The organism is Marinobacter sp. ANT_B65, assembly GCF_002407605.1.
Lineage (GTDB): Bacteria > Pseudomonadota > Gammaproteobacteria > Pseudomonadales > Oleiphilaceae > Marinobacter.
This window is the reverse complement of sequence record NZ_NXGV01000001.1, coordinates 625,382-649,329: the sequence shown is the minus strand read 5'-3', so window position 1 is coordinate 649,329 and position 23,948 is coordinate 625,382. Positions and strand designations below refer to the sequence as shown.

Genomic DNA, 23,948 nt, shown 5'->3' with positions numbered 1-23,948 from the left:
CTCAGCACCCGTTACTCTGCAGCCACTGGTTTATCTGGCCCTGATTCATGGCTCCGCTCTGGCGCGCCAGTTCACGGCCATTCCGGAACAGAATCAATGTCGGAATACTGCGAATGCTGTATTTCCCGGCAGGGCCCGGATGCTCTTCAGTATTAAGCTTGGCAAACCGAACCTTGCCCCGCCAGCCCGCTGCCGCCTGCTCGAACTGTGGCGCCATCATTTTGCAGGGGCCACACCAGCTAGCCCAGAAATCCACCAGCACGGGCAAGTCGCTGTTCCCCGTATGGGCGGAAAAGCTCTGCGAGGTCAGCTCCAACACTCCCCCTGGCCATAACGGCTGCTTGCAGGCACCACAATTCCCTCCCGCTGTCACACGATCCGCTGGCACACGGTTTGTCTTGTTACAATGAGGACAGACTACATGTTTAACGTCATCACTCATGACTTCACCTCACAGCATGTTGAATCGACCAGTCTAAAAACTGGAAAGTTCGTCTTGCACATCTTTTTTCAGTTCATCCGCTTCGGTTATCCACACCGTTTTGTCCAGGCCTGGAAACACACCCACCTGCAGACCGTCTTTCGACAGACCTGGCACCCACTTCTTGAAGAAGTCGGGCAATGAGATGCTTTTCGGAGACAGGTCATCCGAACCTTTGGCGTAGGCTACGGCAAATTCAGAACTGGGCCAGACTGGCAGGTGTGCCAGCCCATCGTCTTCCGACATGATTGTCAAAAACCGGCTATCCCCATTGACGAGTATCCAGATTTCCCGCTCTTCCATCACCTGGCTCAGAAAGTAGTCGTATCGCTCTTCGCCGCTCATTTCGAGTACGCTCGTCAACTGCTCATCAGTCATAATCTGCATCTCTGTTTAACAAATAGATTTATGGGGCCTGAGTACTGGCACGCTGCGCTTTTCGGTACAGCCATGCAAGGCCCAGAAGCGCAAGCCCCAGTCCCATAAACGCGGCGACCCGCCAAAGCCCCTGCAGGCCGGCCATATCAATCAGGAAGATTTTTCCAATCACTATGCCCAGCAAAGCCATGCCTGCCCTATACAACACAATATGGGCACTTTTCGCCGAATAAACCGTGGAGTAGATAATGGCGGCGATAGCGTAAAACATTCCAACCACCGAATAGGTATACAGCTCCCCCTCGGTCATGCCAAACCACAACGCCATATCACTGCCTTGCCAGAACTGACGAATTTCCATAGCTGTGAACAGGATGAAGGCCCCCGCCGAGACGCACAGAGCCCAGAGCCTGGGGACAATCTCCGGGAAGCGGCTGACAATAAACGCCAGAAGAACAGGGCCACCAAAAGCGGGTAGCAACATATTGAAAACAGGCGTACCGCCAATAACACCGTCGTTCCACCAGGGGTTATGCAGCGTCACCAGTGCCAGGTAGCTGATCCCGGAAAGCGCCAGCAGGACCCATGAGAACAATCGATAGAGCCAGATCAGTGACTGGCTGGCTTTGGCGCGAACCGCATAGGTCACACTGAGCGCACCCCATAGCAAAGTATTCAGCGTTGCTTCAACAAGACTGTATTCGTGAATGAAGATATCACCGTCGTAGAGCCAGTAACGCAATTCTGTCCCCAGGAACAGCACCAGAAGATGCAAGGTAGCACCTTCCAGCCAGGGGCGAATCGAATGATTCCGGTCCGCAAGTCTGGTCGCAACAGCCGCCAATAGCGTGGCACCGCCATAGGTCCAGAGCGACCAGTGAACACTGTCGTCATAACCCTGCAGCCAGGGATTAAAGGTCAGCCGCGCAACAACCAGCGCCAACACACCTTTCAGCAACATATACAGCTCCGGCATCTGGTAACGCCGCGCAAGCCAGGTGAGGCTGACGAACTGAACCGAAAGAGCCAAAGTGAGTGACGCTTCACGGAAGGCCATAACCGTAGCCAGCGAATAGCAAATATGTGCCGCCAGCACTGACCAGACCACGCCATTCCCGTAGCGCGCATTCCCTTCCATTCGCCAGGCCAGGACACCATATACAGCGCCCAATAGCAGAGTGCTGACGGCCCACACTACCGATGTTTCGCCATAACCGTGAAGCAGCAACCAGCCGAGCACCAGCCACAAGGGGGAGGACAGCAGCGTCAGTGACGCCCAGCGCCGCTGATCGGCGTAGCGACCCCACTGCCACAAACCAAGGCCAGTGGTGATGATGGCAGCTGCAATAAGGTAACTGACAAAACCCGCCTGTTGATTCAGCGGGATCTGCAGCAGATATACAAAATCTCCGTCTATCCCGCCCACATAGAGCAACCAGCCAGCGACGCTCGCCAGAACCGCGCCCCAGGGCAGGAACCAGAGTACGCCTCGGCTCTGAGGAATCAGGGAGGCCACCGGCAGAACGAGCAGCCAGCCCCACAAGGATGAGTTATCCCCAGCCTGGTGAGCAACCGAGATGCCCCAGATAGCCAGTAGTGGCAGAAATGCCTCACGCAAGCGCGACGGCGGGGCCTGTTCCTTACCCGGCAGAAATGCAAAGACCATAAACAGCCCGGCAAGATAACAGGCCGTTGCCATTTCGGAGGGCGATGCGGCCAGGGTAACGGCCCACCACAATAGTGCGCCGGCAAGCGTGGCGTACCAAAGCCAGTCACGAAAAACCCAGCGCATTAACAGAAGTGAACTGAGCGTAATCAGGAAACTGTACGAAAGCACAAAGGCAACACTGCCACCTTCACCACCGATCAGAAGAGGTACAAGATAGGCACCACTTAAACCCATGATAGCGAGCAATGGACCATGCACCAGTGCCAGTGCCATGGTCATCAGGGACACTGCAGCCAGGACGATTAACCCGACGACAGGGCTGATCAGTTCGTAGTGGTGAACACCTGCAAGTACTGCAGCATACAGGGTAATGCTGCCTCCACCCGCCAGTGCAGCAAACACCTGATCCGGACTCCTATGACGTCGGCGCAGGAATTCAGCACCTGCGTGCAGGGCAACACCCGTAACAAGAGCAAGCAGCAGTTGTTGAACAGGACCAATCAACCCGGAGTTTATGGAGTGGCTGACCATAAAAATACCAGCCAGAGCCACACTCAGCCCACCCAGCCAGACCATCCAATTTTCTTTCAGGGCAGCAATAATGCGGGAGGGCTTGCGAGGCTCAATCCAGTCATCTGCTTCTGTTTTTGTTTCCGGTTGAGGAATAGCCGACCACTGTGCCGCCGTAATTTCTTCTGTGACCTGACGCTCAGGCTCAGCCGGCTGACCGGAAATGATCTCTTCCTGAAGCGATACCTGTAAAGGTGGCGAAGCCTGTCCGGCTTGCCGGCGCAACTCGACAACTTCAAGCTTCAGCGAAGCAACCTCACGCCCCAGTAACTCAACACGAGTAACCTGCTCATTCCGCTTGCAAAACGCCACAAAGCCAAGAACAGCACCCAGAGGTATAAACAGCGCGAGACCCACGCCAAGAAGAATCAACATTGCTTCCAAAATCCCTTTACCTTTTCCGAGAGTCCAGTCATATGCGGGGGAGCCCCCAGTGTAATAGCTAGTCTATCCTCTCCGGGGCGATAGCTCATCTGAAAGAGCACACTACCCAAACCGGACACTTTACGTTAAGGTCAACTTTGCCAGACTTAAACAGGTTTTACCCAAACCGGAATGACTGGCAACGGGAGCTTCATTGCAACACCGGCAAGGTTGCATAAAGCGTTCTATACTCTGGCAAAACACCGGCAGACAGAACAAGGCTCCGTAACTTAACGATGCCCTCACAAGGGGCATTCTGTTCCTCAAGCCATCACCCCAGGACGAGGATTATGACAACAACAAAATCCAAAACCGTTTACACACCTGTTTTTACGGACGGTGCGGAGTTCCGCATTCCAACGTTTAAACTTCTGAAACAGGACGGCTCGCTCTACAAAGGCGGCAAAGCTCCTGATATCGACAAAGAAAAAGCTCTGCGAATCTACCACGCGATGATAACAACCCGCGTACTGGATGAGCGCATGCTGGGCGCCCAGCGCCAGGGCCGCCTGAGCTTTTATATGCAGTGCACCGGCGAAGAAGCTTCCATTATCGGCAGCACCGCCGCGCTGGACGATGCCGACATGATCATGGCTCAGTACCGTGAGCAAGGCGCCCTCGCCTATCGCGGCTTCACCATTGACGAATTCATGAACCAACTGTTCGGCAATGAACTGGACTATGGCAAAGGTCGCCAGATGCCCGTTCATTATGGTTCCAGCAAACTTAACTACATGACCATATCATCACCACTGGCCACGCAGATCCCCCAGGCTACAGGTTATGCCTATGGGCAGAAAATGGCCGGCGACGGGCACTGTACTGTGGCTTACTTCGGTGAAGGTGCGGCTTCAGAAGGCGACTTCCATGCTGCCCTGAATATGGCAACCGTGCACCGCGTACCAGTGATTTTTATCTGCCGTAATAATGGCTATGCCATTTCCACACCGGCAACCGAACAATTCGCTGCCGATGGCGTGGCTCCCCGTGCGTACGGTTACAAAATGGATGTCATCCGGGTTGATGGTAACGACACCCTGGCGGTCTACCAGGCCACCGAAGCCGCACGCAAGCTGGCGGTAGAAGAGAATCGCCCGGTACTCATTGAAGCAATGACCTATCGCCTTGCGGCACACTCGTCATCCGATGACCCGTCAGGATATCGCAGCAAAGACGAAGAAGCCGTGTGGCGCGAGAAAGATCCGATTCTGCGCATGTACAACTGGCTAGTCCGGCAGAAATGGTGGAGCGAGAACGAAGAGAAAGAACTGCAGGAGCGTCTGCGCCGGGAAGTGCTCGAAACCATGAAACGAGCCCAGAAGCGCCCGCCTCCTCCGCTGGACTCCCTGGTAACAGACGTGTACGACGAAGTGCCACCTGTGCTGAACGCGCAGTTTGAAAAACTTAAAGCACATATTCGCAAATATCCGGACGAGTATCCCAAGTCGGCTGGCCAGGTTCAGGGAGGGGCATAACATGGCGAAGATGAACATGCTGCAGGCCATCAACGATGCTCTGGATATCGCGATGGCGGCCAACGACCGCGTTCTGTGCTTTGGTGAAGATGTCGGTGTTTTTGGCGGCGTATTCCGGGCCACCAGCAATCTGCAACAGAAATACGGCAAAGACCGCTGTTTCAACACCCCGTTAGTGGAACAGGGCATTATCGGATTCGCAAACGGCCTTGCGGCTCAAGGCTCGTTCCCGGTAGCTGAGATCCAGTTTGCGGACTATATATTCCCGGCATTCGACCAGATTGTTAACGAGTCCGCAAAGTTCCGCTACCGCTCCGGCAACCTGTTTAACGTAGGCGGTTTAACCATTCGTTCACCCTACGGTGGCGGAATAGCCGGCGGCCTTTACCACTCACAGTCACCAGAAGCCTATTTTGCCCACACCCCGGGTCTGAAGGTGGTAGTGCCACGCAATCCGCATCAGGCCAAGGGGCTGCTGCTGGCGTCCATTAACGACCCCAACCCCACTCTGTTTTTTGAGCCCAAGCGGCTTTACCGCGCCTCCACAGGCGAAGTCCCGGAAGGCGAATACCGGTTGCCTCTGGGCGAAGCCGAAGTCCTGAAGGAAGGCACAGATGTGACAGTGCTGGGCTGGGGCGCACAGATGGAAGTGATCGACAAAGCCGTAGAAATGGCAGAAAAAGAAGGTTTCTCCTGCGAGGTCATTGATCTGCGCACAATTCTGCCCTGGGACGTAGAAACCGTTGCTGAATCGGTGCTTAAAACCGGGCGACTGGTGATCACCCACGAAGCACCCCTTACGGGAGGCTTTGCCGGCGAGATAGCCGCAACCATTCAGGAACGCTGCTTCCTGTATCTGGAATCACCGATCGCGCGGGTCACAGGGATGGACACACCCTTCCCTCTGGTGCTTGAGAAAGAGCACTTCCCCAACCACCTGAAGGTCTACGAGGCCATTCGGGAAAGCGTCGAATTCTAAGCGGATATCCGGACAGGAGAACAATGATGAGTGATTTTATACTGCCCGATATCGGCGAAGGTATCGTGGAATGTGAACTGGTTAAGTGGCTGGTAAGTGAAGGCGATCTGATTGAAGAAGATCAGCCTGTCGCTGAAGTTATGACCGATAAAGCACTGGTGGAAATTCCGGCTCCCTACAAAGGCCGGGTTACCCGCCTGTATTGGAAAGAAGGCGATATCGCCAAGGTTCATGCACCTCTGTTCGAACTGGTGGATGAAAGTGGTGAAAACGACGCCCCTGAACCTGAGGCAAAACAGCCTGAGCCTGCCCAAAGCCCGGCGCCTGCAAAAGAGTCAGTCTCAAGGCCCACCACATCGCCGGATCAGCAAGCGATTCCTGCCAGCCCCGCAGTGCGCCGTCTGGTGCGTGAGAACGGTCTGGCACTGGCGGATATTGAAGGCTCAGGCAAGGACGGGCGGGTGCTCAAAGAGGATGTACTGGAACATCTGGAGCAACCTGCCCCAGAAAGTAATCCGCGCAGGCCGGAAGCCCGGAATCAGCAAACCCGAATTGAGCCCATCAAAGGCATGCAGGCCGTTATGGCCAAACGCATGGTGGCATCCGCATCGACCATTCCGCACTTCAACTTCAGCGAAGATATTGATGTTACGGAATTGCTGAGTTTGCGCCAGCAGCTCAAGCCGGTAGCGGAAGCCCGGGGCTCCCGCCTCACTCTCATGCCGTTCATCATGAAAGCCATTGCGCTTGCAGTGCGGGAATACCCGATACTCAACAGTCAGATCAACGAAGATGTTACCGAGATCCACTACCTGCCAGGCTGTAACGTTGGTATGGCTGTGGACAGCAAAATCGGGCTGCTTGTACCCAACGTCAAAAACGTGGATCAGCTTACCCTGCTTGAGATCGCCGACGAGGTAACACGGCTGACCGAAGCCGCCAGGGAAGGCCGGGTAAGCCAGGCAGACCTCAAGGGTGGCACAATTACCATTTCCAACATTGGCGCACTGGGTGGCACTTACGCCTCACCTATCATCAATGCTCCGGAAGTGGCTATCGTGGCTCTCGGACGCACCCAGAAGCTGCCGCGTTTTGATGCCAGCGGGCAGTTGGTAGAACGGGCAATCATGACGATCAGCTGGGCCGGCGACCACCGCATTATTGATGGCGGCACCATCGCCCGCTTCAACAATCTGTGGAAGAGTTATCTGGAGTCACCACAATCGATGCTACTCCACATGGGCTGAAAGAATGGCACACCCGAACCAGTCATCGTCGATGAAGCAACCATCGCAGCTGCAGCAGTTCTACATCCCGGAAGAGCAGTCGGTTTATCTGCTAAGCCATAACGATGCGAGAAAGCTGAAAGACTGGGTTGAGTTATGTACGACCCAACTGAAGCAAATGGGTTATACCGACATCGCGATGATTGGCAAGGGTGCGTATGGCTTCGTGTTTTCCGGCAGGTTGCCTCTGGAAGGTGCACGGGATCTCGAACATGTGTTCAAGTTCACCCGCATCACCCTGCCCCAGCACTTGCACGACCGGCTGGAAGACGAAGCCTATATTCTGGAACAGGTAGAGCACCCCCGGGTGCCCCGCCTGATCGCCTTCTATCGCGCCGGCAAACAGCCGATTCTGGTGATGGAACGCGCTCCGGGCTTTAATCTGGAAGAAGTTTCATTACAGGAAGGCCGCCTCAGCCCGCGCCTGATCATCCACATAGCCGACCAGCTTGCCGATATTCTGCGCAACCTGCGGCGGGAATCTGATAACGGAAAGCGCCCCATTGTGCATGGTGACATCAAACCCTCCAATCTGGTGTTTGATGAGGAAAATGAAAACATCGCCCTGATCGACTGGGGCTCCTCGGTATTTGCCCAGCTGGACGCCAACCAGCAGTTCCTCAGCCCCAATGTAATGGAGCTGATGTCTGATAACCTGCAACAGACCAACGCACGTCTGGGCGACGTTTACTTCATCGGCGAAGAACAACTGTATGGCGGTCTGTCATCGCCAAGATTTGATGAACAGGGTGCAGCCGCCACTCTTTATGCACTGGCCTCGGGACAATCCTGCAGATTCGGACATCAGGCTATACCCGCCACGTCCCTGGGTTTACCGATGGAATTTGCACGAATGCTGGACAGCATGCTGGGCCCAGATCCGACTCTGCGCTTACGTGCCGGTGACCATTACCTGAAAGAGATGCCACGCATGGCCCGAACGGTGATGATCGACTTACCCGAACCCGCTCCCATACCGCTGGTGCCAGTGTGGACACGGCTTTCCGGCCGGGAGATCGACACAGTAGTCTACAGTTCCCGCAAATCCTTTCTCCGCCAGGAAGGCGCACCGGAAACTCTGAACGATGTCAACGACGTGCAGCTTGACCGCTACTACAAGAATTTCATGCAGGGAATGGGAGAAACCGAAAAAGCATTCCTGGCAGCGGTCAGCCGGCTCGGCCGCTACCCGGTTGAAGGCGGGCTTGCTGTACGCTGGGAAGCCGACGGAATATACGTGGATACGTCTTTGAACCTGCACGACCCGGCACTTAAAAAAGCGTTCACTACATCCGTGAACAATATGGTAAATCTGGCACAGGCGATCTACCGCCAGGGTATCTTCAAAAGCTGCCTGTTCAATGCCCGGGACACTTTACACATTGAGCGCGATGAGCCCGACCACCCGTTCGTGGCGCCACCGGAAATGCGGATACCCTATCAGGTAAGCTCGGCACCGGAAGTAGAAGACCGGTCACGAGTGCACTCCTACTTTGAAGACGGTCCAGATCCGGAAGAGTTTCTGGTACTGCCGCAAACCATCATCACATCTCTTGAAGCGCTCAATACCATTCGCCACACCGGGATGATCATCTTCGAAGCTCTGCCTCTGCATCTCAAAATACACAGTCAGTATCGATTACTGGATCCGGACAAAGAAGGGGAATTCCGCCTGCGACTGGATGAAATCCTGGCTGCGGTGGACCAGATCACCGGGCTGGGCGTATCCGGCTTCATGAAAATGCCCTACAAAGACACCCGTTTCTTCCCTCACATCGAGCGCCTGCCGGAGCGGTATTACCCCCGAAATCCAAGACAGGAAGCACCAATTGAAGGCCAGGCGTAGGCTGTTGCTTTATCTGCTTCGCAAAACAGCCCGATTGGTTTACGATGCGCCGCTCTCAAAATGCTTCCACTGAACCCATCAGGCCCCTATGTCCTCAAATCATCTGTATACCGACCTGTCTGGCTATTACGACTTATTATGTGAGGACATCAACTACCACGCACAGAGCCACAGCGTTCAGAGGCTGCACCAGCTATTCGGGAACCATGGCAAAACACACCTGGACCTGGCCTGCGGTACAGGTCCCCACGTACGCCACTTTATCGATTTCGGGTATGAAAGCAGTGGTCTGGATATAAACCAGCCCATGCTCGACAGGGCCAGAAGCCGGTGTCCGGAGGCCCGCTTTTCATTGGGTGACATGTGCAACTTCGGGACAGATGAACCTACCGATCTGATCACCTGCTTTCTGTATTCCATACACTACAACGCTGGCATAAAAAAACTGAAGCAGTGCGTTGAAAGTGCATACAGGGCACTGACACCTGGTGGTGTGTTTTGCTTTAACTCTGTGGATAAAAACAAAATAGATAACAATCTGTTTGAAAGACACACGGCAAGAAGCGGAGACAGTACATTTACCTTCAGCTCTGCATGGCATTACTGCGGCGAAGGTGAAAAACAGGCTCTGAAACTCGGAATCAGCAAGACGACTGACGGCGTCACTCAATCCTGGGATGATGAACATTCCATGGTGGCATTGAGTTTTGAGGAGCTGACGAAAATCCTGCAGCCATACTTTGACGTCCATATCCTCGAACATGACTATGAGAAAATCATGCCCTGGAACAAGGAGACGGGTAACGCGATTTTTGTCTGTGTGAAAGCTTAGGCTGGTTCCAGGGTTTTCCAGGCCCGCAGGGATAAGTTCCAGCAAAGTCCGGTACAGTCGGTGATAAACAAAAAAGCCCCCGAAGGGGCCAAAACGTGTAGTTTTAAACCTGGATCAGTCAGTGACTGATCATCCAGGGACGCATGGATGGAAACATCTTTTTTCCGTCAGCGGTATAAAACAGCATGTGCTTGCCATCTGATTTTTTCTTACAACCGCAGCTCTTCCGATGTTCCGCATCCCGTGCACGCTGATCAGCGGTGGAGATAATCGGCTCATGCCTGGCTTTCTCATTCCGGGCCTGAGCCTTGCGCAGAGCCGGGTCCATGGCCAGTATCTCCGGAGGCAACACAATCACCCTCGGTGAAAGCACCTGGCACTCAGGACAGTTTGCCGGGTGTCCGGCTTCTGCCACTGCGCCCAGTTCCTGGAACAAACCGTGCTCCCTGCACTTGTAGTCATACAATGGCATAATCTGTTACTCCTTGTCTGGTGACAGGGGTACGTCGGTGCCCGGGGTAACCATCTTCGTCGGGCCTTCCGCCGTCGGATTGATGTCGAAATCAAAGATTTCCGTTGGCAACCACAGGGTCGCGCAAGCGTTAGGCACGTCCACAACACCACTGATATGACCCTCAACCGGTGCGCAGCCGAGCAGTGCATATCCCTGAGCCGGTGTATAACCAAACTTGGTCAGGTACTCGATGGCGTTCAGGCACGCCTGACGGTAGGCTACCTGCACATCCAGGTAATGCTGTTGTCCTTCCTCATCCACCGAAATACCTTCGAAGATAACGTAGTCTTCATAACGGGGCTTGATGGTGCTGGGCTTGAATACCGGGTTCTTGATTCCGTATTTGGACATGCCATCCTTGATCAGATTTACCCGCAGGTGAATCCAGCCGGCCATTTCGATGGCACCACAGAAAGTGATCTCGCCGTCGCCCTGACTGAAGTGAAGGTCCCCCACCGACAGGCCAGCCCCCTTCACGTACACCGGAAAGTAAGCCTTGGAGCCACGGGACAGATCCTTGATATCACAGTTGCCACCGTGCTCACGGGGAGGAACCGTGCGGGCAGCTTCTGTTGCGGCCACCTTGGCGGCATCACCGGCCAGTTTGCCCAAATGCGCAGTATCGGCGAAAGGCATGTTAGCCAGCCCAGGCACCCGGTTTGGCTCGGTGTCATAGAGCTCTTTCTCCCGGCGGTTCCACTCTGTCAGCATCTCTTTGGATGGCAGGCAGCCAATCAGACCGGGGTGTATCATACCGGCAAATTCCACGTTCGGAATGTGGCGGGACTTGGTGAACATGCCATTGAAATCCCATATGGATTTCTGGGCTTCAGGGAATTTTTCGGTCAGGAAACCGCCACCATTTTTCTTGGCAAAGAAGCCGTTAAAACCCCACTGGCTGTCCTGAAACGCGCCAATATCCAGGATATCCACTTCCAGCAAGTCACCAGGTTCCGCACCCTCTACTGCGACCGGGCCCGACAGGAAATGCACCTGAGTCAGATCCACATCCCGGATATCGTCAGCACAGTCGTCATTTTTTATCTGCCCACCGGTCCAGTCATAACATTCCAGAACAAAATCGTCCCCCGGCTTGACCGTTGCCGCCATGGGAATATCCGGGTGCCAGCGGTTGTGAATCTGCTCGTTCTCGTACGCGGATTTACTTCTGTCTATCTTGATCAGGGTTTCAGCCATCGTGGTAACTCCTCAGCGAATCATCGTGGTCGACTAAACATCAACATGGACACTATTGATGAATCCACCTGGAGCGAACATTCGTTAATAACACCACCTGCCTACGTCATTTAACGTAGGCAGGTGGCTGGCTGTTACCTACATGGTTCCCGTCCGTCACGAACGGCTATTTCGGCATAGGCCCCAACTTCACGCCGTCAGGGTAGTATTTCCAGCCATCCCGGACCTTGACCTTGTCATCCCAGGGAAGCTTGTAGTTGCCTTCCGCGAGGTCTTTGACCCAGGTGAGATAATTTTCCTTGCACCCCCCAGGCTGGCCCACGTAGGCGCGACAACCCAGGTTGAAGATATTGTTCTCCAGGGCCCAGTGTTCACGCGCCTTGTCTACGAGTCTCGGGAACAGCTCCGCCGTGACAATTTCCCACGGGTTACGATGCCCCTGTTGAACCACGTTACCATCGTAGTTGCAGACAGTACCCTCACCGAAGTAATAGAAAACACCATCATAGCCGGCCAGATTGACCGATATGGTGTACATCAGGTTTTGCCAGGCATTAGTGCGGTTGGTCCAGATCCACTGGTCGTTGACCTGGGTGGAATAACCGGAGATGCGGATGTACACGTTGGCCCCCTTGTAGGCAGCCTCCCGGGCAAGTTCCGGGAACATGCCATCGTGGCAGATACAGACCGCCAGCTTGGAGCCCTTGGGCCCGTCACAAACCGGCATGCCATAGTTGCCGGGGGACCAGGGCTCGATTGGCACCCAGGGCTGCAGCTTGCGGTAATGCAGTGCGATTTCACCGTCACTGTTGATGATAATGGCTGTGTTGTATGGGGGCTTCGATGGGTCCTCGTTCTTCTCCATCAGCGAAAACACGCCCCAAACGTCGTTATCAACACACGCCTTTTTGAACTGGTCTATCTCAGGGCTGTCGGTGGTCAACAGCATTTCGTCATAGGTCCAGATCGCTGTATTCAGACCCTGAGTGGAATATTCGGGGAAAACAATCAGATCCAGATCGGGATAACCCGCTTTGGTCGAGGCAAGGGCCTTGCAGATCTGGTCCACCTGAACCTGGATATCCTCCGGCCCTTTGATCACGGGAACGGGGTACTGAATCATTGCAACCAGAAGCGCCTCTTCCCAAGCGCTAACACTACCTGTACTCGCCATTTTGTTACCGGAACCAGATTCAGCAATTTCTGGCCCTGCTGATGCCCAAGCTCCTGCTGGACAGTATGCATTCCCGTCTCGGGTCATTTCTGACCTTACTGGTTCTGGTCAACGGACTGTCGGCAGCACTTCTTTCCCTGATTTACGCCAAGACACCAGTCAGTTCGCTGGCAGAAGCCGAACTGCTGGCAATGACTTTGTGGAAAGTCTTTTTCATTCTGATAATTGTTACCGGAGTCTTCTGCTGGCTCTTTGTTCTCGCTCAGGCAAGCCGACTGGTGGCGGAAGAGGAATCCCAGCGCCAGACCCGGCGCCTGACCGAAGAGATCGCGGCCCACGAAAGAACGGACAAAGCCTTGCAAGAGGCGAAGGAAAATGCAGAAGCTGCCAATGGTGCCAAGAGCCGCTATCTGACAGGCATCAGCCACGAGCTTCGCTCACCACTGAATGCCATTCTTGGTTATGCACAACTGATGGAAAATGACGACTCAGTACCACCCCATCGCCGGGAAGCACTGGGAGTAATCCGGCGTAGCGGCTTGTACCTGGCAGATCTGATCGAAGGTCTGCTCGACATCTCCAAGATCGAGGCCGGGAGACTTGATCTGCGCAGGGACCGCGTGCGCATTGGCATGCTGATGGAACAGGTTGTCACCATGTTCCGCCTGCAAGCAGAGGAAAAAGGGCTCGCCTTTAACTATTACTGTCCTAACCCCCTGCCAGACATTGTAACCACCGATGAAAAACGCCTGCGCCAGATTCTGATCAACCTGCTGTCCAATGCAATTAAATACACCGACAGAGGCTCCGTCACCCTGACTCTGAAATACCGCAGTCAGGTTGCGGAATTTACCGTTGAGGATACCGGTGAAGGCATATCTCCGGAAAATGCAGACCGCATATTCCGTCCCTTCGAGCGCATTCGCACCCCGGGGCAAAGCCGTGTCGGAACAGGGCTCGGGCTGACCATTACACGGCTTCTGACGGAAAATCCAGCCTTCGCCGACATCCCCATTATCTTCATGACAGGTCTGAGTGATACCGAACATGTGGTGATGGGCCTGAAAGCTGGCGGCGTCGATTATGTAACAAAACCCATCAATACAGCTGAGCTTCTGGCCCGAATGGACGTACACCTGGCTAACGCCCGAATGTCACGAAGCGCCCGAAGCGCCCTGGACAGTGCAGGTCAGAACCTGTTTGCCGTTGATCATGAAGGCAACCTGCTCTGGGGAACACCGCAGGTCTGTGAACGTCTTCCTGACACATCTCATCCGGACTTCCAGGTAATTCGTACCAGGCTTGCGGAATGGATCAACCGCAGCCCTGAACCCGGGCACTCTATGCCCTTACAGGCTCTGGACATCCAGCATTCGATAGAATACCTGACACTGGTCGATGGTCGGGAGTACCTGCTCCGGCTCAAAACACCGCAAAGCCAATCCTGCGCAACAGCTGCCCTGAGAGAAAGATTCCAGCTGACCTTAAGGGAATCCGACGTGCTTTTGTGGATAGCCAACGGCAAAACCAACCGGGAAATTGCACAGATTCTGGACATGAGCCCACGCACGGTGAACAAGCATCTGGAGCAGGTATTCCGGAAGCTGGGTGTCGAAAACCGCACATCTGCGGCAGCCAGCGCCATACGTCTGCTGGCTGCACAATAAAAGTAACAGGAGACCGCGCACCCGAAAAGCCTTGATAACCAGCCGGTGCAAAAACTACAAACCACTCCATTCGCGCTAGACTGACCAGCATGAACAATCGATACGCGGTGGTGATCATTTGAAAAAGCTACTCCTGATTTGTGGTATAGCCCTGCTGATGGCGGCTGTCTTCAGCACTATTGCCGAACCGGTCTCTATTGAGGAGAAGCTGATCAGCATTCAGGCCAGCGACCTGCTTGTAAATTTCCCGGAGATTGAGGAGGAGTCCGTTGAGATTCAGGCAATGCTGCTGGATATGTCAGACGACCCCCTTCTGCTCCTGAAGGCTCAGGCTGCGTTCACACGCTACCCGGACATGGCCCGGAACCTGTTTCCGCTTTACGCTGACGAGCCTGCATTCCGGGATATTCTAAGGCAATATGGCGAGGATGTTCTGCCTCCCATCCAGCACTTTGTAACCCGCCCAATCAGTACAATTGAGTGGATGAACAGGATCACCGGGTCCTACCAGTCGTTCCGGCAACTCTTTAGCGATACGCCCGAAACGGGCGCCCCATCAACACCCCCAGTCAAGGACCTCTCGCCAGAAGAACGTGGGTGGTACGCTGTCAACTTCATTCAATCTGAAGGCCACGATTTCCTGGGCCAGTTTGTTGTAGACAGCCAGGGCACGACTCAGTGGATCAGCACCGAGCGGGTACTTGAGGGCGTGAATCAGTTTTTCACCAGTGGCATACGTGACCTGGAGCGGAACTACCGCCTGGACAAAGAGATTACCGCCAGTGACCTTGGCTGGGCATCAGTGGATATGCTGGCGTTTGCCAGTGCGGTGAAAGTACTGCGCATTGGGCGCGCAGCTGCGATCAGCACCAAAACGGCAAGCCGCGGCACCCGTTCTGCGGCTCTGGCCACGCGAATTACCCGCAGCGGAAAAATGGTCCTGAGTAGCGCCCGTTATGCCAGATGGCCCCTTGTAATCGGCGTGGGCTATCTCGTTATCTCCCATCCCAGCATTATCAACGACCTGTTTGCTGGTGTGGCGGACGTGCTCGGCTATCCCGTAATGGCCGTCCAGTTTGTGGGATGGCTGCTATTGCTTATCCCCGCACTTTACATAGGCAGCTGGCTCTTATGGTTACTGGCGCCGCTTTTGATCGGCCTGTTGCGCACCCTCAGTCTCCTTGTAGCAATCATGAGCGGCAGGCGGCATCGTCATTCCGGATACGGTAAACTGTAATACAACTCTGACGCCCTTCTCACCGGAACCACTGGCAATGGCACCTCCCTACTTTCTTGGCTGTCCTCAATGGCAACATCCTTCATGGAATGGCGCACTGCCTCCAGGCAAGAGCCCACTGGACCGTTACAGCCGGTTTTTTAACTGTGTGGAAGGCAACACGACCTTTTATGCCACACCCAGCCAAGAACAGTGTCAGCAATGGCGCTTACAGGTACCCAACGACTTCCGTTTTTTGCTCAAGTTTCCCCGCAACATCACCCATGACCGCCTGCTTTCCGGTGTCGATATGGCTGTGCGGGATTTTCTGGAGGTTATCGCACCACTGGAGGACGTACTCGGCCCATTTCTATTGCAGCTCCCTGCCGCATTCGGTCCGGAGCATCTGAATAACCTCTGGCGATTTACTGATGCCTTGCCAGCTCCCCTGAAATGCTCGGTGGAAGTCCGCAACAGCGCTTTTTTCAGCAAGGGCGAGGCCGAGAAAGCCCTGAACCGGGGACTTCGGGAGCGCAATATCGCACGCGTATGCATGGATACCAGAGCCCTGTTTTCAGCGATTCCAGATAACGAAATCACCATTGAAGCCCAACGAAAGAAACCCCGGGTACCCGTACATCTGCTTCCCTGTGATGCCGCTCCGGTAATCCGCTACATCGGCCACCCGGAACTGGAAGCAAACCGCCGCTATCTCGCCCCCTGGGTTGAGCGGGTGGGCACCTGGATTGAACAAGGGCAGAGTCCCTATTTTTTTCTGCACATGCCGGACATTGGCGATGCGCTATCTCTCACCGAGATCTGGACCCGGTTACTGAGCGAGCGGGTGGAAGGCCTTGAACCCCTTCGTTTTAACGAAGAACAGCCCCAGATGGGGCTGTTTTAAGTCTGTTGCTAACTTCTACTGACACTGTCCCTGCTCGAACACACCCTCCGAAGTTTCCTTGACCCAGGCATAACCACCGGGAAAAGCACCCAGGTAATCATCACCTCCGGTGCTGTAGTAACCACCAGCATAATAAGCGCGGCCGGCCATATTGTGGCTCAGGTTACTGGAATTCCAGTCCTGACAGGAAAATGGGTCATCACCATTTCCATTGTCATTTCCGCCACAGGCTGAGGGCTCACTGGCAAACCACTGTCCCGGATCACCTTCATACAGAACCACATTGCTCCAGCTATCAAACGAGCCGCCAATATCCGCGTTATCACCGTTCGCATAGGCCCGGAGATTGTAACTGCCGCCCGCATAGGCACGGCCCGCAGATACATGCGCGCTGGGCGACGCCGTCACCTGCTCGCAGGTTTCGGTCGGTGCATTTGGATCCCAGACCTCAACCTGACGCTCTGCTGTGGTCTCGTTGCTATCGCTGTCCGTCGCAGTGTACACACAGGAATATGAGCCTACGGCAGACACATCAACCGAGCTGCAGTTCGCAGTTACCGACACGGAACCATCTTCCGCATCCTCTGCTGTTGCCCCCGGATCGGTAAAGGAAGTATTCAACGCGACGGTCATAGGGTTATCACCAATCAAAGTGATAACAGGAAACCCTTCCGGAGCGGAGCCGTCGCGGCTATGGGCGCTAAAAAAACTCCAGATAATATCGGGATAGCTGGGTCCTGCTCGCACAGCCCATTTGCCGTTGCTGCCGTTCACACCGCCAACCCAATAGTGGCCATGATCTGTATCCTGGGCATTCGGCGTAGCCAGAGGCCCATCGAGGTAAACCGTTTCAACCACCGAGCGGGACCCGCTGGTACCATCCCGGGTATACCGGGTTCGGGTGCAACTGTAGTTATTCTGATAGTAAGGGGAACAGGCCGCAGATTCTGCCATTGCTTCGGCAGGGGTATCAAAAGCCGGATCACCGAAGGCTTTGAGGTGGGCATCACGGATGTTGTCAGCTGAGTTTTTTATAACCGTGCAGTCGTTTTCGTTCTGCAGCACCATCAGAGGAATTGGATAGGCATCATCCAGTTCAGCTTCCATATCGGAAACTACCCGAGACACACTATGGAAAGTTGCACTCCCCGGACACTGGCCAGACAGGGATACTGAAGATGCATCCTCGCCATAGGGAATACCGGCAGCCGGTGCAGCTGCCGCCCAGTATTCATTGTGCGCGACTGCAGCAACAACTGTCATGGCCCCGCCAGATGACAACCCGGTGATGTAACGACGCTGAGGGTCTACAGCGTAGTTGCTTTCCACCTCCAGAGCGATCTGGTACAGATCCTCTACTTCTCCGGCCCCCTGATGGCGGTGATGATCAAACCAGAAGCCCCAGCAGTTCTGATTGCGCAACCCGTCATAACTGGTGATATAGGGCGCGACGAGAATAAAACCATACTGGTCGGCGGCGGCCTTCAGGCCCCAGTCATTCAGGACATCATCATTGGTCTGTTTACAGCCGTGCAAAGCCATCACCATGGGTGCGGGCGACTGGATATTGTCCGGAACGTATACTTTATAATCCCTGGCACGGGACTGGTTATAGGCTTGTTGTGGGAGAGTATAGGAATTGGTCTGGCCTGCAGTGGCAGGCAGAGATGGCAGCAATAAAGTAATGGATACCGCCAGCGCCGGCATAAAGACACGACGTAACCAGTTGAACGTAACGTTCGACATGAGGTGCTCCTTCTTGGATTTATTGTTCAGCATCCGAATAACAAGAAAAAACCATGCCACATGGATAACACTTTAATTTAAAAGCACTATCCTTTTTAGGTAAGATAAAAACTGACCGGGCAACCAGACACTGTGTCCGGAAAAAACGACGCCACCCTTTCGAAAATTACTATCCTAAAGGACAGATATGACACTTCACCTCGAGCTTGCTCCACTCATCAGCCTGGGCGCAGGGATTGCCATCCTGGTGGTTCCACGACTGCTTAAGTACATTGTTGCAGGTTACCTGATTGCACTTGGTGTTCTGGGGTTGCTGGGATACTCGCTTTGATATGTCGCTCAAAACGACTAGTCAGAAGCGTACGCTCGGTGTAGGAAATATCGCACACGCCCGATAGCCAATATCCCATATGCCCAGAATTCATCCACGCTAGAATGGTTGGTGTCAGGGATGACAAGCCAGCAAGGATCGTTGGCACATGGATGAAGCGCTCGGGATGGGCCGTAGCCTGAAGGAACAGGCGGGGGTCAGCCACGGAACCGAGGATCACATGGAATGTGGTCCTTGCCCGTGCACTGCACGCTACCGTCGTCATACTTCTTTCGCCCTTCTGTCTGAACCCGCACAAACCCGAAAACCTTGCTCCTTTCTGTCTTGCGACTCTGACTCAAAATCATAACAACGCATTTCAGCATCAGGAGTCATGTTCACATGAAGCACACACCTCTGTTCGCTACACTCATACTGCTGTTCACCCTGGCAACCGGGTCTGTTCATGCCAACCAGTCAGTTATCAATATCAACAGCGCTGACGCTGTCACTCTCACAAGCCTTGACGGCATCGGCCACAACAAAGCCGAAGCCATTGTTGCTTACCGCGAGGCGAATGGTCCCTTTAAAACGCCAGAGGATCTGGCCAAGGTAAAAGGCATCGGCGAGCGCACGGTTGAAAAGAACGCCGAACGCATATCGGTAAAGTAGATGTTGTAGGACAACACTCCTCCACTACTGACAAAGCGGCGGCTGCCCGCTGCCGCTTTTCCTGCTTCACACAATCCCCCTGTAAAATCGTCTGGCAACCTTCCACCAGCCACCCTATGATTACCGGACAACAATTCTAACCGGCTTGAGTGGCATAATATGGCTGATCCCATCAAGGTTTACCCGCCAAAACCCTCCCATGTTTATTTTTACGCGACCTGTCTGGTGGACATGTTCTACCCGGATGCGGGCATGGCTGGCATACAGTTGCTCGAGCGTGAAGGTATCCGGGTTATCTTCCCCGAAGACCAGACGTGTTGCGGTCAACCGGCGTATACATCCGGCTATCATGATGAAGCCAGAGCCGTTGCCAGAGCCCAGCTCGACCTGTTTCCGGAAGACTGGCCCATTGTAGTGCCTTCAGGTTCATGCGGCGGGATGATGCGCAAACACTATCCCGGCCTTTTCAGGAATACCGATCAGGAAACAAAAGCTGCCGGAATAGCTACCCGAACCTGGGAACTGACAGATTTTCTTCTGAATGTCTGCCACATAAAGCTGGAAGATCTGGGCGAACCCACCAATGTCGCCATGCATACTTCCTGCTCCGCGCGCCGTGAGATGGGTATTGCGGAGGTAGGCCCCCGGCTGATCGGGCAGTTAAACAACGTTAATCTGATTGAACAGGTTCGGGCGGAAGAATGCTGCGGTTTCGGAGGCACCTTCGCCGTACGCCACCCTGAAATTTCCGGAGCAATGGTCAGCGAGAAGGTGGATACCCTGACCGATACTGGCGCCGGGACATTCGTGACAACAGACTGTGGCTGCCTGATGAACATTGCAGGGTTTGCCGGGAAAAACCAGAAACCTCTCTCGGGCCAGCATATCCTGAGTTTCCTCTGGGAACGCACAAATCCAGGTAAGGAGGACAACTCATGACTCAGACTCCTCACCATACAGACGTCAGGGAATTTCATCCCAGAGCGCGCGCAGCCATTGCGGACCCCAAAATACGGAAGAACTTCCGTAAAGCCATGGATGGGCTGATAACCAAGCGCAAGGATGCCTTCGAGGGCTGGGATCTGGAAGCGCTTAGGGATCTGGGCGCGAATATCCGCCTGCGGGCATTGGCGAATCTGCCCGACTTGCTCGAACAGCTTGAGAAAAAACTCTCCGAAAACGGCGTCAAGGTACACTGGGCGATTGATGGCGATGAAGCCTGCCGGATTATCCGGGACATCTGTGTTGCCCGGAATGCCAAAACAGTGATCAAAGGCAAATCCATGGTCACCGAGGAAATGGAGCTGAACCATTACCTTGATGACCATGACATTGAAGCTCTGGAGTCGGACCTGGGCGAATACATAGTGCAGCTTGCCGGTGAAACGCCGTCCCACATCATCATGCCAGCGATTCACAAAAATACCGGTGAAATTTCCGAACTGATGCATGAGAAAACCGGCACCGATCTCTCCAGTGATGTGGAATACCTGACCGCCAGCGCCCGCCATCAGTTGCGCGAAAAGTTCATGAATGCGGATGTGGGTGTGTCAGGTGTAAATTTTGCGGTCGCCGAAACCGGTACACTTTGCCTGGTAGAGAACGAAGGCAACGGGCGCATGACGACCACAGTCCCCCAATGTCATATTGCGGTTACCGGAATAGAGAAAGTAGTGGGCAAGCTCGAAGACGTAGCTCCACTTCTTGCGCTACTGACCCGCTCTGCAACAGGGCAGCACATCACCACCTACTTCAACATGATCTCCGGCCCGCGCAAACCGGAAGAGCTCGATGGCCCGGAAGAAGTGCACCTGGTGCTGGTAGACAACGGCCGATCATCGATCTATCAGGATGACGAACTACTGGACACCCTGCGCTGCATTCGCTGTGGCGCCTGCATGAACCATTGCCCTGTATATACCCGCGTGGGTGGGCACACCTATGGCACCACCTACCCAGGCCCTATCGGCAAAATCCTGATGCCCCATCTTATAGGTCTGGATGAAGGCCGGCACTTGCCCACCGCCTCAAGTCTGTGCGGTGCTTGTGGCGAAGTGTGCCCGGTTAAAATTCCGATACCGGATTTACTGGTTCGCCTGCGTCAGGAATCTGTAGATGGCGACAAGCTGAACCCCGCTAAAGTGCGTGGCCACGGCGCAAAACGTGGCACTCTGGAAGCCATGGTCTGGAAGGGCTGGAGCTGGATGCATGCCCGTCCGGGCGTTTATCGGCTCGGAACCAAAGTGGCATCACGTCTGCGCAGGCTACAACCAGGAAATCTTGGCGGCTGGACGCGCTACCGGACGGCACCAAAACTTGCTGCCAGGACACTCCATGAACGCATGAAGGAGCGCAGCCAATGAATTCCCGGGACATCATTTTACAGCGCCTGAGCGAGCGCAGCGGCGGCAAACTACACCAGCCCGAGTGTGATTTTTCAGTGCTGGAGCGACCATCTTCATCAGTAACTGAACGCGTTGAACAGTTTCAGAAAATCATAGAATCTGTGCATGGGGAAGTTCACCGGTGCACGCCAGAATCCTGGATCCCACAGCTTTCCGGAATCCTCTCATCCCGTGGCGCCCGTAACCTGCTCATTCCCGCGGCACACCAGATCGGGCGCGCATTACGTGATTCCGGGCGGGATGATCTGCCGGAACTGCTGATCTATGACGAGCCAGTCACCAGCTGGCAGGCTCACCTGTTCAATGAAGTTGATGCCAGTATCACCTCCACCCGCGGAGGTATTGCCGAAACAGGGTCACTGATCCTCTGGCCAACTCCGGACGAACCCCGGCTCATGAGCCTGGTCCCTCCTATCCATATTGCTGTGCTGGAAGCCTCCGGGCTTTACACAACATTTCATGAGGCAATGCGTGTCCAGAACTGGAAGTCTGGCATGCCAACAAACGCTCTGTTAATCTCCGGGCCATCCAAAACCGCCGACATTGAACAGACTCTGGCATATGGTGTTCACGGCCCCAAAGAACTGATCGTACTGGTTATCGAATGATTCGAGGCGCCCTGCTAATCGCCCTGGCAGCCCTGCTCTGGGCGACCACGGGGATCGTTGCAAAGTTTCTGTTTACCGGAACTGAGCTGCAAGCCACCACTCTGGCTTTTCTCAGGCTGGCTGTAGCCCTGCCATTTTTCTGGCTTCTGATGCGCAGAGAACAACGGCTGGGCGACACCCCCGGTGTCAAAGTACCAGGCAAGCCCCTCAGGCAACTTGATTTGAAATCCTTCGCCCCACTGGCTGCGCTTGGATTCTTTCAGGCGATTTATCAGGGTAGCTATCTGCTTGCGGTGGATCTGACTGGTGCAGGTATCGCCACGCTCATTGCGCTGTGCCTGCCTCCGGTTCTGGTAGCGCTGCTTGCAGCTCCGTTACTGGGAGAAAAGCCCGGGCTGCTGACCATCATGGCACTGATCACCGCCGTGATCGGCACCGCCATGCTTGTGCTCAGCGACATGGATACCAGTGGCACACTGCGCCTTGCGGGGATACTCATGGCGCTCCTCGCAGCAGTTGTCTATACAGGGTTTACGCTGACAAGTCGCTACAGCTCCAAAGACACACCGGTCTTTACTACAGCATTCATCTGCTTTTTCACAGCGGCCCTTATTCTTCTGCCCGTGGTGATACTCAGCGGTGGTTTTGAAGGCATTGGCAGGCTCAAGCTCCAGCATTGGCTAATGGTGGCCTTTATCGGCATTGTTCCCACTTGCATCGGATACGTGAGCTTCTTTGCAGGTATGAAAACAACCCCAGCCACGCTTTCCAGCATTATCATAACGCTGGAGCCACTGTTCGTTGCTTTGCTAGCCTGGATATTTCTGGAGGAGATTCTGGGGCCGGTTGGTATTGCCGGAGCATTAATACTCACCGTGGCGGTAGTTGTGGCTTCGCGCTATGGAGGAAAACCCGATGCCGTCCCGAAAGACGACACCCAGGAATCAATCTGATCAGCTACTCTTACGCTGTTTTTCCAGCATATCCGGCTGCAATATCTCAATCCAGTATCCGTCAGGGTCTTTGATAAAGGCGAGGCCTTTCATTTTACCGTCATCCGGCTTTTTGACGAATTCAACCTTCAGGTCCTCAAACCGCTCGCACGCTGCGTAAACATCAGGCACTGCGATACCTATATGGCCAAACCCCTGGGGCTCTTCGTTGCCACTGTGGTACGCAAAATCCCTGTCATTCTCTGTGCCCCAGTTATGGGTCAGCTCCAGCATGGCTTCACGGCCAAACGTGTAGGTAGTCCGGTGAGCGTCATCCGCTGGCACAAGGCCCGCCTGTCGGTCATCCAGGTAGCTAAGGAAGTAGAGAGTGAATTTCATTTCCGGAAAATCCAGCTTGCGAACCAGCCGCATTCCCATCACCCGGGTATAAAAATCCATGGAGCGCTCCGGATCCTTGATGCGCAGCATGGTTTGGTTAAATACGTAGCCTTCCGTTTCCGGAACCGGCCCGTCATGCAGGCCCGGGGCTTGTTCGAAATGCTTGGGCATGGGATTTCCCTTTTTGGTTTTAAAAATTCAGGCTCTATATCTGCGTGCATTTTTACCCGATTTCAAGGGCGCACCGGCGTATGAGCAGAAGACG

21 protein-coding genes and 2 pseudogenes are annotated in these 23,948 nt (G+C 54.4%); 15 read left to right on the top strand and 8 right to left on the bottom strand.

Features of this window, described 5'->3' with window-relative positions:
• Position 1: 1 nt before the first annotated feature.
• The 3 genes from trxC to CPA50_RS03120 are packed head-to-tail and all read right to left on the bottom strand — an operon-like array spanning position 2 to position 3,473.
• Complete coding sequence (gene trxC / locus CPA50_RS03130; RefSeq protein WP_096781005.1) at positions 2-442, bottom strand: thioredoxin TrxC; 441 nt, start codon at positions 440-442, stop codon at positions 2-4.
• Positions 443-475: 33 nt separating this feature from the next.
• A complete protein-coding gene (locus tag CPA50_RS03125; protein WP_096781004.1) occupies positions 476-859 on the bottom strand; it encodes a DUF2750 domain-containing protein in 384 nt (127 codons plus the stop codon).
• Positions 860-887: 28 nt separating this feature from the next.
• A complete protein-coding gene (locus tag CPA50_RS03120; RefSeq protein ID WP_227519471.1) occupies positions 888-3,473 on the bottom strand; it encodes a DUF2339 domain-containing protein in 2,586 nt (861 codons plus the stop codon).
• A 338-nt stretch (positions 3,474-3,811) separates the two neighbouring features.
• Here CPA50_RS03120 and CPA50_RS03115 point away from each other — a divergent pair, with 338 nt between their 5' ends.
• The 5 genes from CPA50_RS03115 to CPA50_RS03095 all read left to right on the top strand — a co-directional run bounded on the left by CPA50_RS03115 (position 3,812) and on the right by CPA50_RS03095 (position 9,939).
• Complete coding sequence (locus CPA50_RS03115) at positions 3,812-4,996, top strand: thiamine pyrophosphate-dependent dehydrogenase E1 component subunit alpha (protein WP_096781002.1); 1,185 nt, start codon at positions 3,812-3,814, stop codon at positions 4,994-4,996.
• 1 nt (position 4,997) lies between these two features.
• The gene (locus CPA50_RS03110; RefSeq protein WP_096781001.1) at positions 4,998-5,975 is read left to right on the top strand and encodes an alpha-ketoacid dehydrogenase subunit beta; all 978 of its coding nucleotides are present in this window, start codon (positions 4,998-5,000) and stop codon (positions 5,973-5,975) included.
• Between the two features lie 26 nt (positions 5,976-6,001).
• A complete protein-coding gene (locus tag CPA50_RS03105) occupies positions 6,002-7,222 on the top strand; it encodes a 2-oxo acid dehydrogenase subunit E2 (RefSeq protein ID WP_096781000.1) in 1,221 nt (406 codons plus the stop codon).
• Between the two features lie 31 nt (positions 7,223-7,253).
• Positions 7,254-9,107, top strand: coding sequence for a protein kinase domain-containing protein (locus CPA50_RS03100; RefSeq protein ID WP_096780999.1), 1,854 nt, complete (start codon positions 7,254-7,256; stop codon positions 9,105-9,107).
• A gap of 88 nt (positions 9,108-9,195) precedes the next feature.
• On the top strand, positions 9,196-9,939 hold the full coding sequence (locus tag CPA50_RS03095; protein WP_096780998.1) for a class I SAM-dependent DNA methyltransferase: 744 nt from the start codon (positions 9,196-9,198) through the stop codon (positions 9,937-9,939).
• A gap of 118 nt (positions 9,940-10,057) precedes the next feature.
• On the opposite strand, the gene CPA50_RS03090 is transcribed toward CPA50_RS03095, so the two are convergent.
• The 3 genes from CPA50_RS03090 to CPA50_RS03080 all read right to left on the bottom strand — a co-directional run bounded on the left by CPA50_RS03090 (position 10,058) and on the right by CPA50_RS03080 (position 12,824).
• Positions 10,058-10,411 (bottom strand): zinc ribbon domain-containing protein, encoded by a 354-nt coding sequence (locus CPA50_RS03090; protein ID WP_096780997.1) that lies wholly within the window; start codon positions 10,409-10,411, stop codon positions 10,058-10,060.
• A gap of 6 nt (positions 10,412-10,417) precedes the next feature.
• Positions 10,418-11,650, bottom strand: coding sequence for a formamidase (fmdA, locus tag CPA50_RS03085; RefSeq protein WP_096780996.1), 1,233 nt, complete (start codon positions 11,648-11,650; stop codon positions 10,418-10,420).
• 166 nt (positions 11,651-11,816) lie between these two features.
• Positions 11,817-12,824, bottom strand: a complete 1,008-nt coding sequence (locus tag CPA50_RS03080) for a formamidase (protein ID WP_096780995.1) — start codon at positions 12,822-12,824, stop codon at positions 11,817-11,819.
• A 41-nt stretch (positions 12,825-12,865) separates the two neighbouring features.
• Here CPA50_RS03080 and CPA50_RS19900 point away from each other — a divergent pair.
• The 4 genes and pseudogenes from CPA50_RS19900 to CPA50_RS03065 all read left to right on the top strand — a co-directional run.
• A pseudogene (locus CPA50_RS19900) lies at positions 12,866-13,753 on the top strand (sensor histidine kinase); the annotation flags it as partial.
• Positions 13,754-13,798: 45 nt separating this feature from the next.
• Positions 13,799-14,491: pseudogene (locus CPA50_RS19895) on the top strand (LuxR C-terminal-related transcriptional regulator); the annotation flags it as partial.
• 118 nt (positions 14,492-14,609) lie between these two features.
• Entirely contained in the window at positions 14,610-15,728 is a 1,119-nt protein-coding gene (locus CPA50_RS03070; RefSeq protein ID WP_096780994.1) for a hypothetical protein, read from the top strand.
• A gap of 37 nt (positions 15,729-15,765) precedes the next feature.
• Positions 15,766-16,611, top strand: coding sequence for a DUF72 domain-containing protein (locus CPA50_RS03065; protein WP_096780993.1), 846 nt, complete (start codon positions 15,766-15,768; stop codon positions 16,609-16,611).
• A 15-nt stretch (positions 16,612-16,626) separates the two neighbouring features.
• On the opposite strand, the gene CPA50_RS03060 is transcribed toward CPA50_RS03065, so the two are convergent.
• Positions 16,627-18,357: a PHB depolymerase family esterase gene (locus CPA50_RS03060; protein ID WP_096782310.1), complete on the bottom strand. Its 1,731-nt coding sequence runs from the start codon at positions 18,355-18,357 to the stop codon at positions 16,627-16,629.
• A gap of 187 nt (positions 18,358-18,544) precedes the next feature.
• Between CPA50_RS03060 and CPA50_RS03055 the strand changes: the two genes are divergently transcribed.
• The 6 genes from CPA50_RS03055 (at position 18,545) to CPA50_RS03030 (ending at position 23,305) form a co-directional block, all read left to right on the top strand.
• On the top strand, positions 18,545-18,688 hold the full coding sequence (locus CPA50_RS03055) for a DUF3096 domain-containing protein (RefSeq protein WP_096780992.1): 144 nt from the start codon (positions 18,545-18,547) through the stop codon (positions 18,686-18,688).
• Positions 18,689-19,069: 381 nt separating this feature from the next.
• Complete coding sequence (locus CPA50_RS03050; RefSeq protein ID WP_096780991.1) at positions 19,070-19,339, top strand: ComEA family DNA-binding protein; 270 nt, start codon at positions 19,070-19,072, stop codon at positions 19,337-19,339.
• Between the two features lie 159 nt (positions 19,340-19,498).
• On the top strand, positions 19,499-20,278 hold the full coding sequence (locus tag CPA50_RS03045; RefSeq protein ID WP_096780990.1) for a (Fe-S)-binding protein: 780 nt from the start codon (positions 19,499-19,501) through the stop codon (positions 20,276-20,278).
• Complete coding sequence (locus CPA50_RS03040) at positions 20,275-21,702, top strand: LutB/LldF family L-lactate oxidation iron-sulfur protein (protein WP_096780989.1); 1,428 nt, start codon at positions 20,275-20,277, stop codon at positions 21,700-21,702. The genes CPA50_RS03045 and CPA50_RS03040 overlap by 4 nt, the downstream gene beginning before the upstream one ends.
• On the top strand, positions 21,699-22,352 hold the full coding sequence (locus CPA50_RS03035; RefSeq protein ID WP_096780988.1) for a LutC/YkgG family protein: 654 nt from the start codon (positions 21,699-21,701) through the stop codon (positions 22,350-22,352). The genes CPA50_RS03040 and CPA50_RS03035 overlap by 4 nt, the downstream gene beginning before the upstream one ends.
• Complete coding sequence (locus tag CPA50_RS03030; RefSeq protein WP_096780987.1) at positions 22,349-23,305, top strand: DMT family transporter; 957 nt, start codon at positions 22,349-22,351, stop codon at positions 23,303-23,305. The genes CPA50_RS03035 and CPA50_RS03030 overlap by 4 nt, the downstream gene beginning before the upstream one ends.
• Here the strand turns inward: CPA50_RS03030 and gloA are convergent, their stop codons facing one another.
• A complete protein-coding gene (gloA, locus tag CPA50_RS03025) occupies positions 23,306-23,854 on the bottom strand; it encodes a lactoylglutathione lyase (protein WP_096780986.1) in 549 nt (182 codons plus the stop codon). It abuts the gene before it with no gap.
• Positions 23,855-23,948: the final 94 nt, after the last annotated feature.

Excerpts from the sequence above, each read along its gene's own strand:
- CPA50_RS03115 (WP_096781002.1), top strand. The coding sequence starts at position 3,812 with ATGACAACAACAAAATCCAAAACCGTTTACACACCTGTTTTTACGGAC.
- CPA50_RS03100 (WP_096780999.1), top strand. The coding sequence starts at position 7,254 with ATGAAGCAACCATCGCAGCTGCAGCAGTTCTACATCCCGGAAGAGCAG.
- CPA50_RS03030 (WP_096780987.1), top strand. The coding sequence starts at position 22,349 with ATGATTCGAGGCGCCCTGCTAATCGCCCTGGCAGCCCTGCTCTGGGCG.
- CPA50_RS03060 (WP_096782310.1), bottom strand. The coding sequence starts at position 18,357 with ATGTCGAACGTTACGTTCAACTGGTTACGTCGTGTCTTTATGCCGGCG.
- CPA50_RS03035 (WP_096780988.1), top strand. The coding sequence starts at position 21,699 with ATGAATTCCCGGGACATCATTTTACAGCGCCTGAGCGAGCGCAGCGGC.
- trxC (WP_096781005.1), bottom strand. The coding sequence starts at position 442 with ATGAGTGATGACGTTAAACATGTAGTCTGTCCTCATTGTAACAAGACA.
- CPA50_RS03095 (WP_096780998.1), top strand. The coding sequence starts at position 9,196 with ATGTCCTCAAATCATCTGTATACCGACCTGTCTGGCTATTACGACTTA.
- CPA50_RS03105 (WP_096781000.1), top strand. The coding sequence starts at position 6,002 with ATGAGTGATTTTATACTGCCCGATATCGGCGAAGGTATCGTGGAATGT.
- CPA50_RS03125 (WP_096781004.1), bottom strand. The coding sequence starts at position 859 with ATGACTGATGAGCAGTTGACGAGCGTACTCGAAATGAGCGGCGAAGAG.
- CPA50_RS03050 (WP_096780991.1), top strand. The coding sequence starts at position 19,070 with ATGAAGCACACACCTCTGTTCGCTACACTCATACTGCTGTTCACCCTG.
- fmdA (WP_096780996.1), bottom strand. The coding sequence starts at position 11,650 with ATGGCTGAAACCCTGATCAAGATAGACAGAAGTAAATCCGCGTACGAG.
- CPA50_RS03120 (WP_227519471.1), bottom strand. The coding sequence starts at position 3,473 with ATGTTGATTCTTCTTGGCGTGGGTCTCGCGCTGTTTATACCTCTGGGT.
- gloA (WP_096780986.1), bottom strand. The coding sequence starts at position 23,854 with ATGCCCAAGCATTTCGAACAAGCCCCGGGCCTGCATGACGGGCCGGTT.
- CPA50_RS03045 (WP_096780990.1), top strand. The coding sequence starts at position 19,499 with ATGGCTGATCCCATCAAGGTTTACCCGCCAAAACCCTCCCATGTTTAT.
- CPA50_RS03055 (WP_096780992.1), top strand. The coding sequence starts at position 18,545 with ATGACACTTCACCTCGAGCTTGCTCCACTCATCAGCCTGGGCGCAGGG.
- CPA50_RS03110 (WP_096781001.1), top strand. The coding sequence starts at position 4,998 with ATGGCGAAGATGAACATGCTGCAGGCCATCAACGATGCTCTGGATATC.
- CPA50_RS03090 (WP_096780997.1), bottom strand. The coding sequence starts at position 10,411 with ATGCCATTGTATGACTACAAGTGCAGGGAGCACGGTTTGTTCCAGGAA.
- CPA50_RS03040 (WP_096780989.1), top strand. The coding sequence starts at position 20,275 with ATGACTCAGACTCCTCACCATACAGACGTCAGGGAATTTCATCCCAGA.
- CPA50_RS03080 (WP_096780995.1), bottom strand. The coding sequence starts at position 12,824 with ATGGCGAGTACAGGTAGTGTTAGCGCTTGGGAAGAGGCGCTTCTGGTT.
- CPA50_RS03065 (WP_096780993.1), top strand. The coding sequence starts at position 15,766 with ATGGCACCTCCCTACTTTCTTGGCTGTCCTCAATGGCAACATCCTTCA.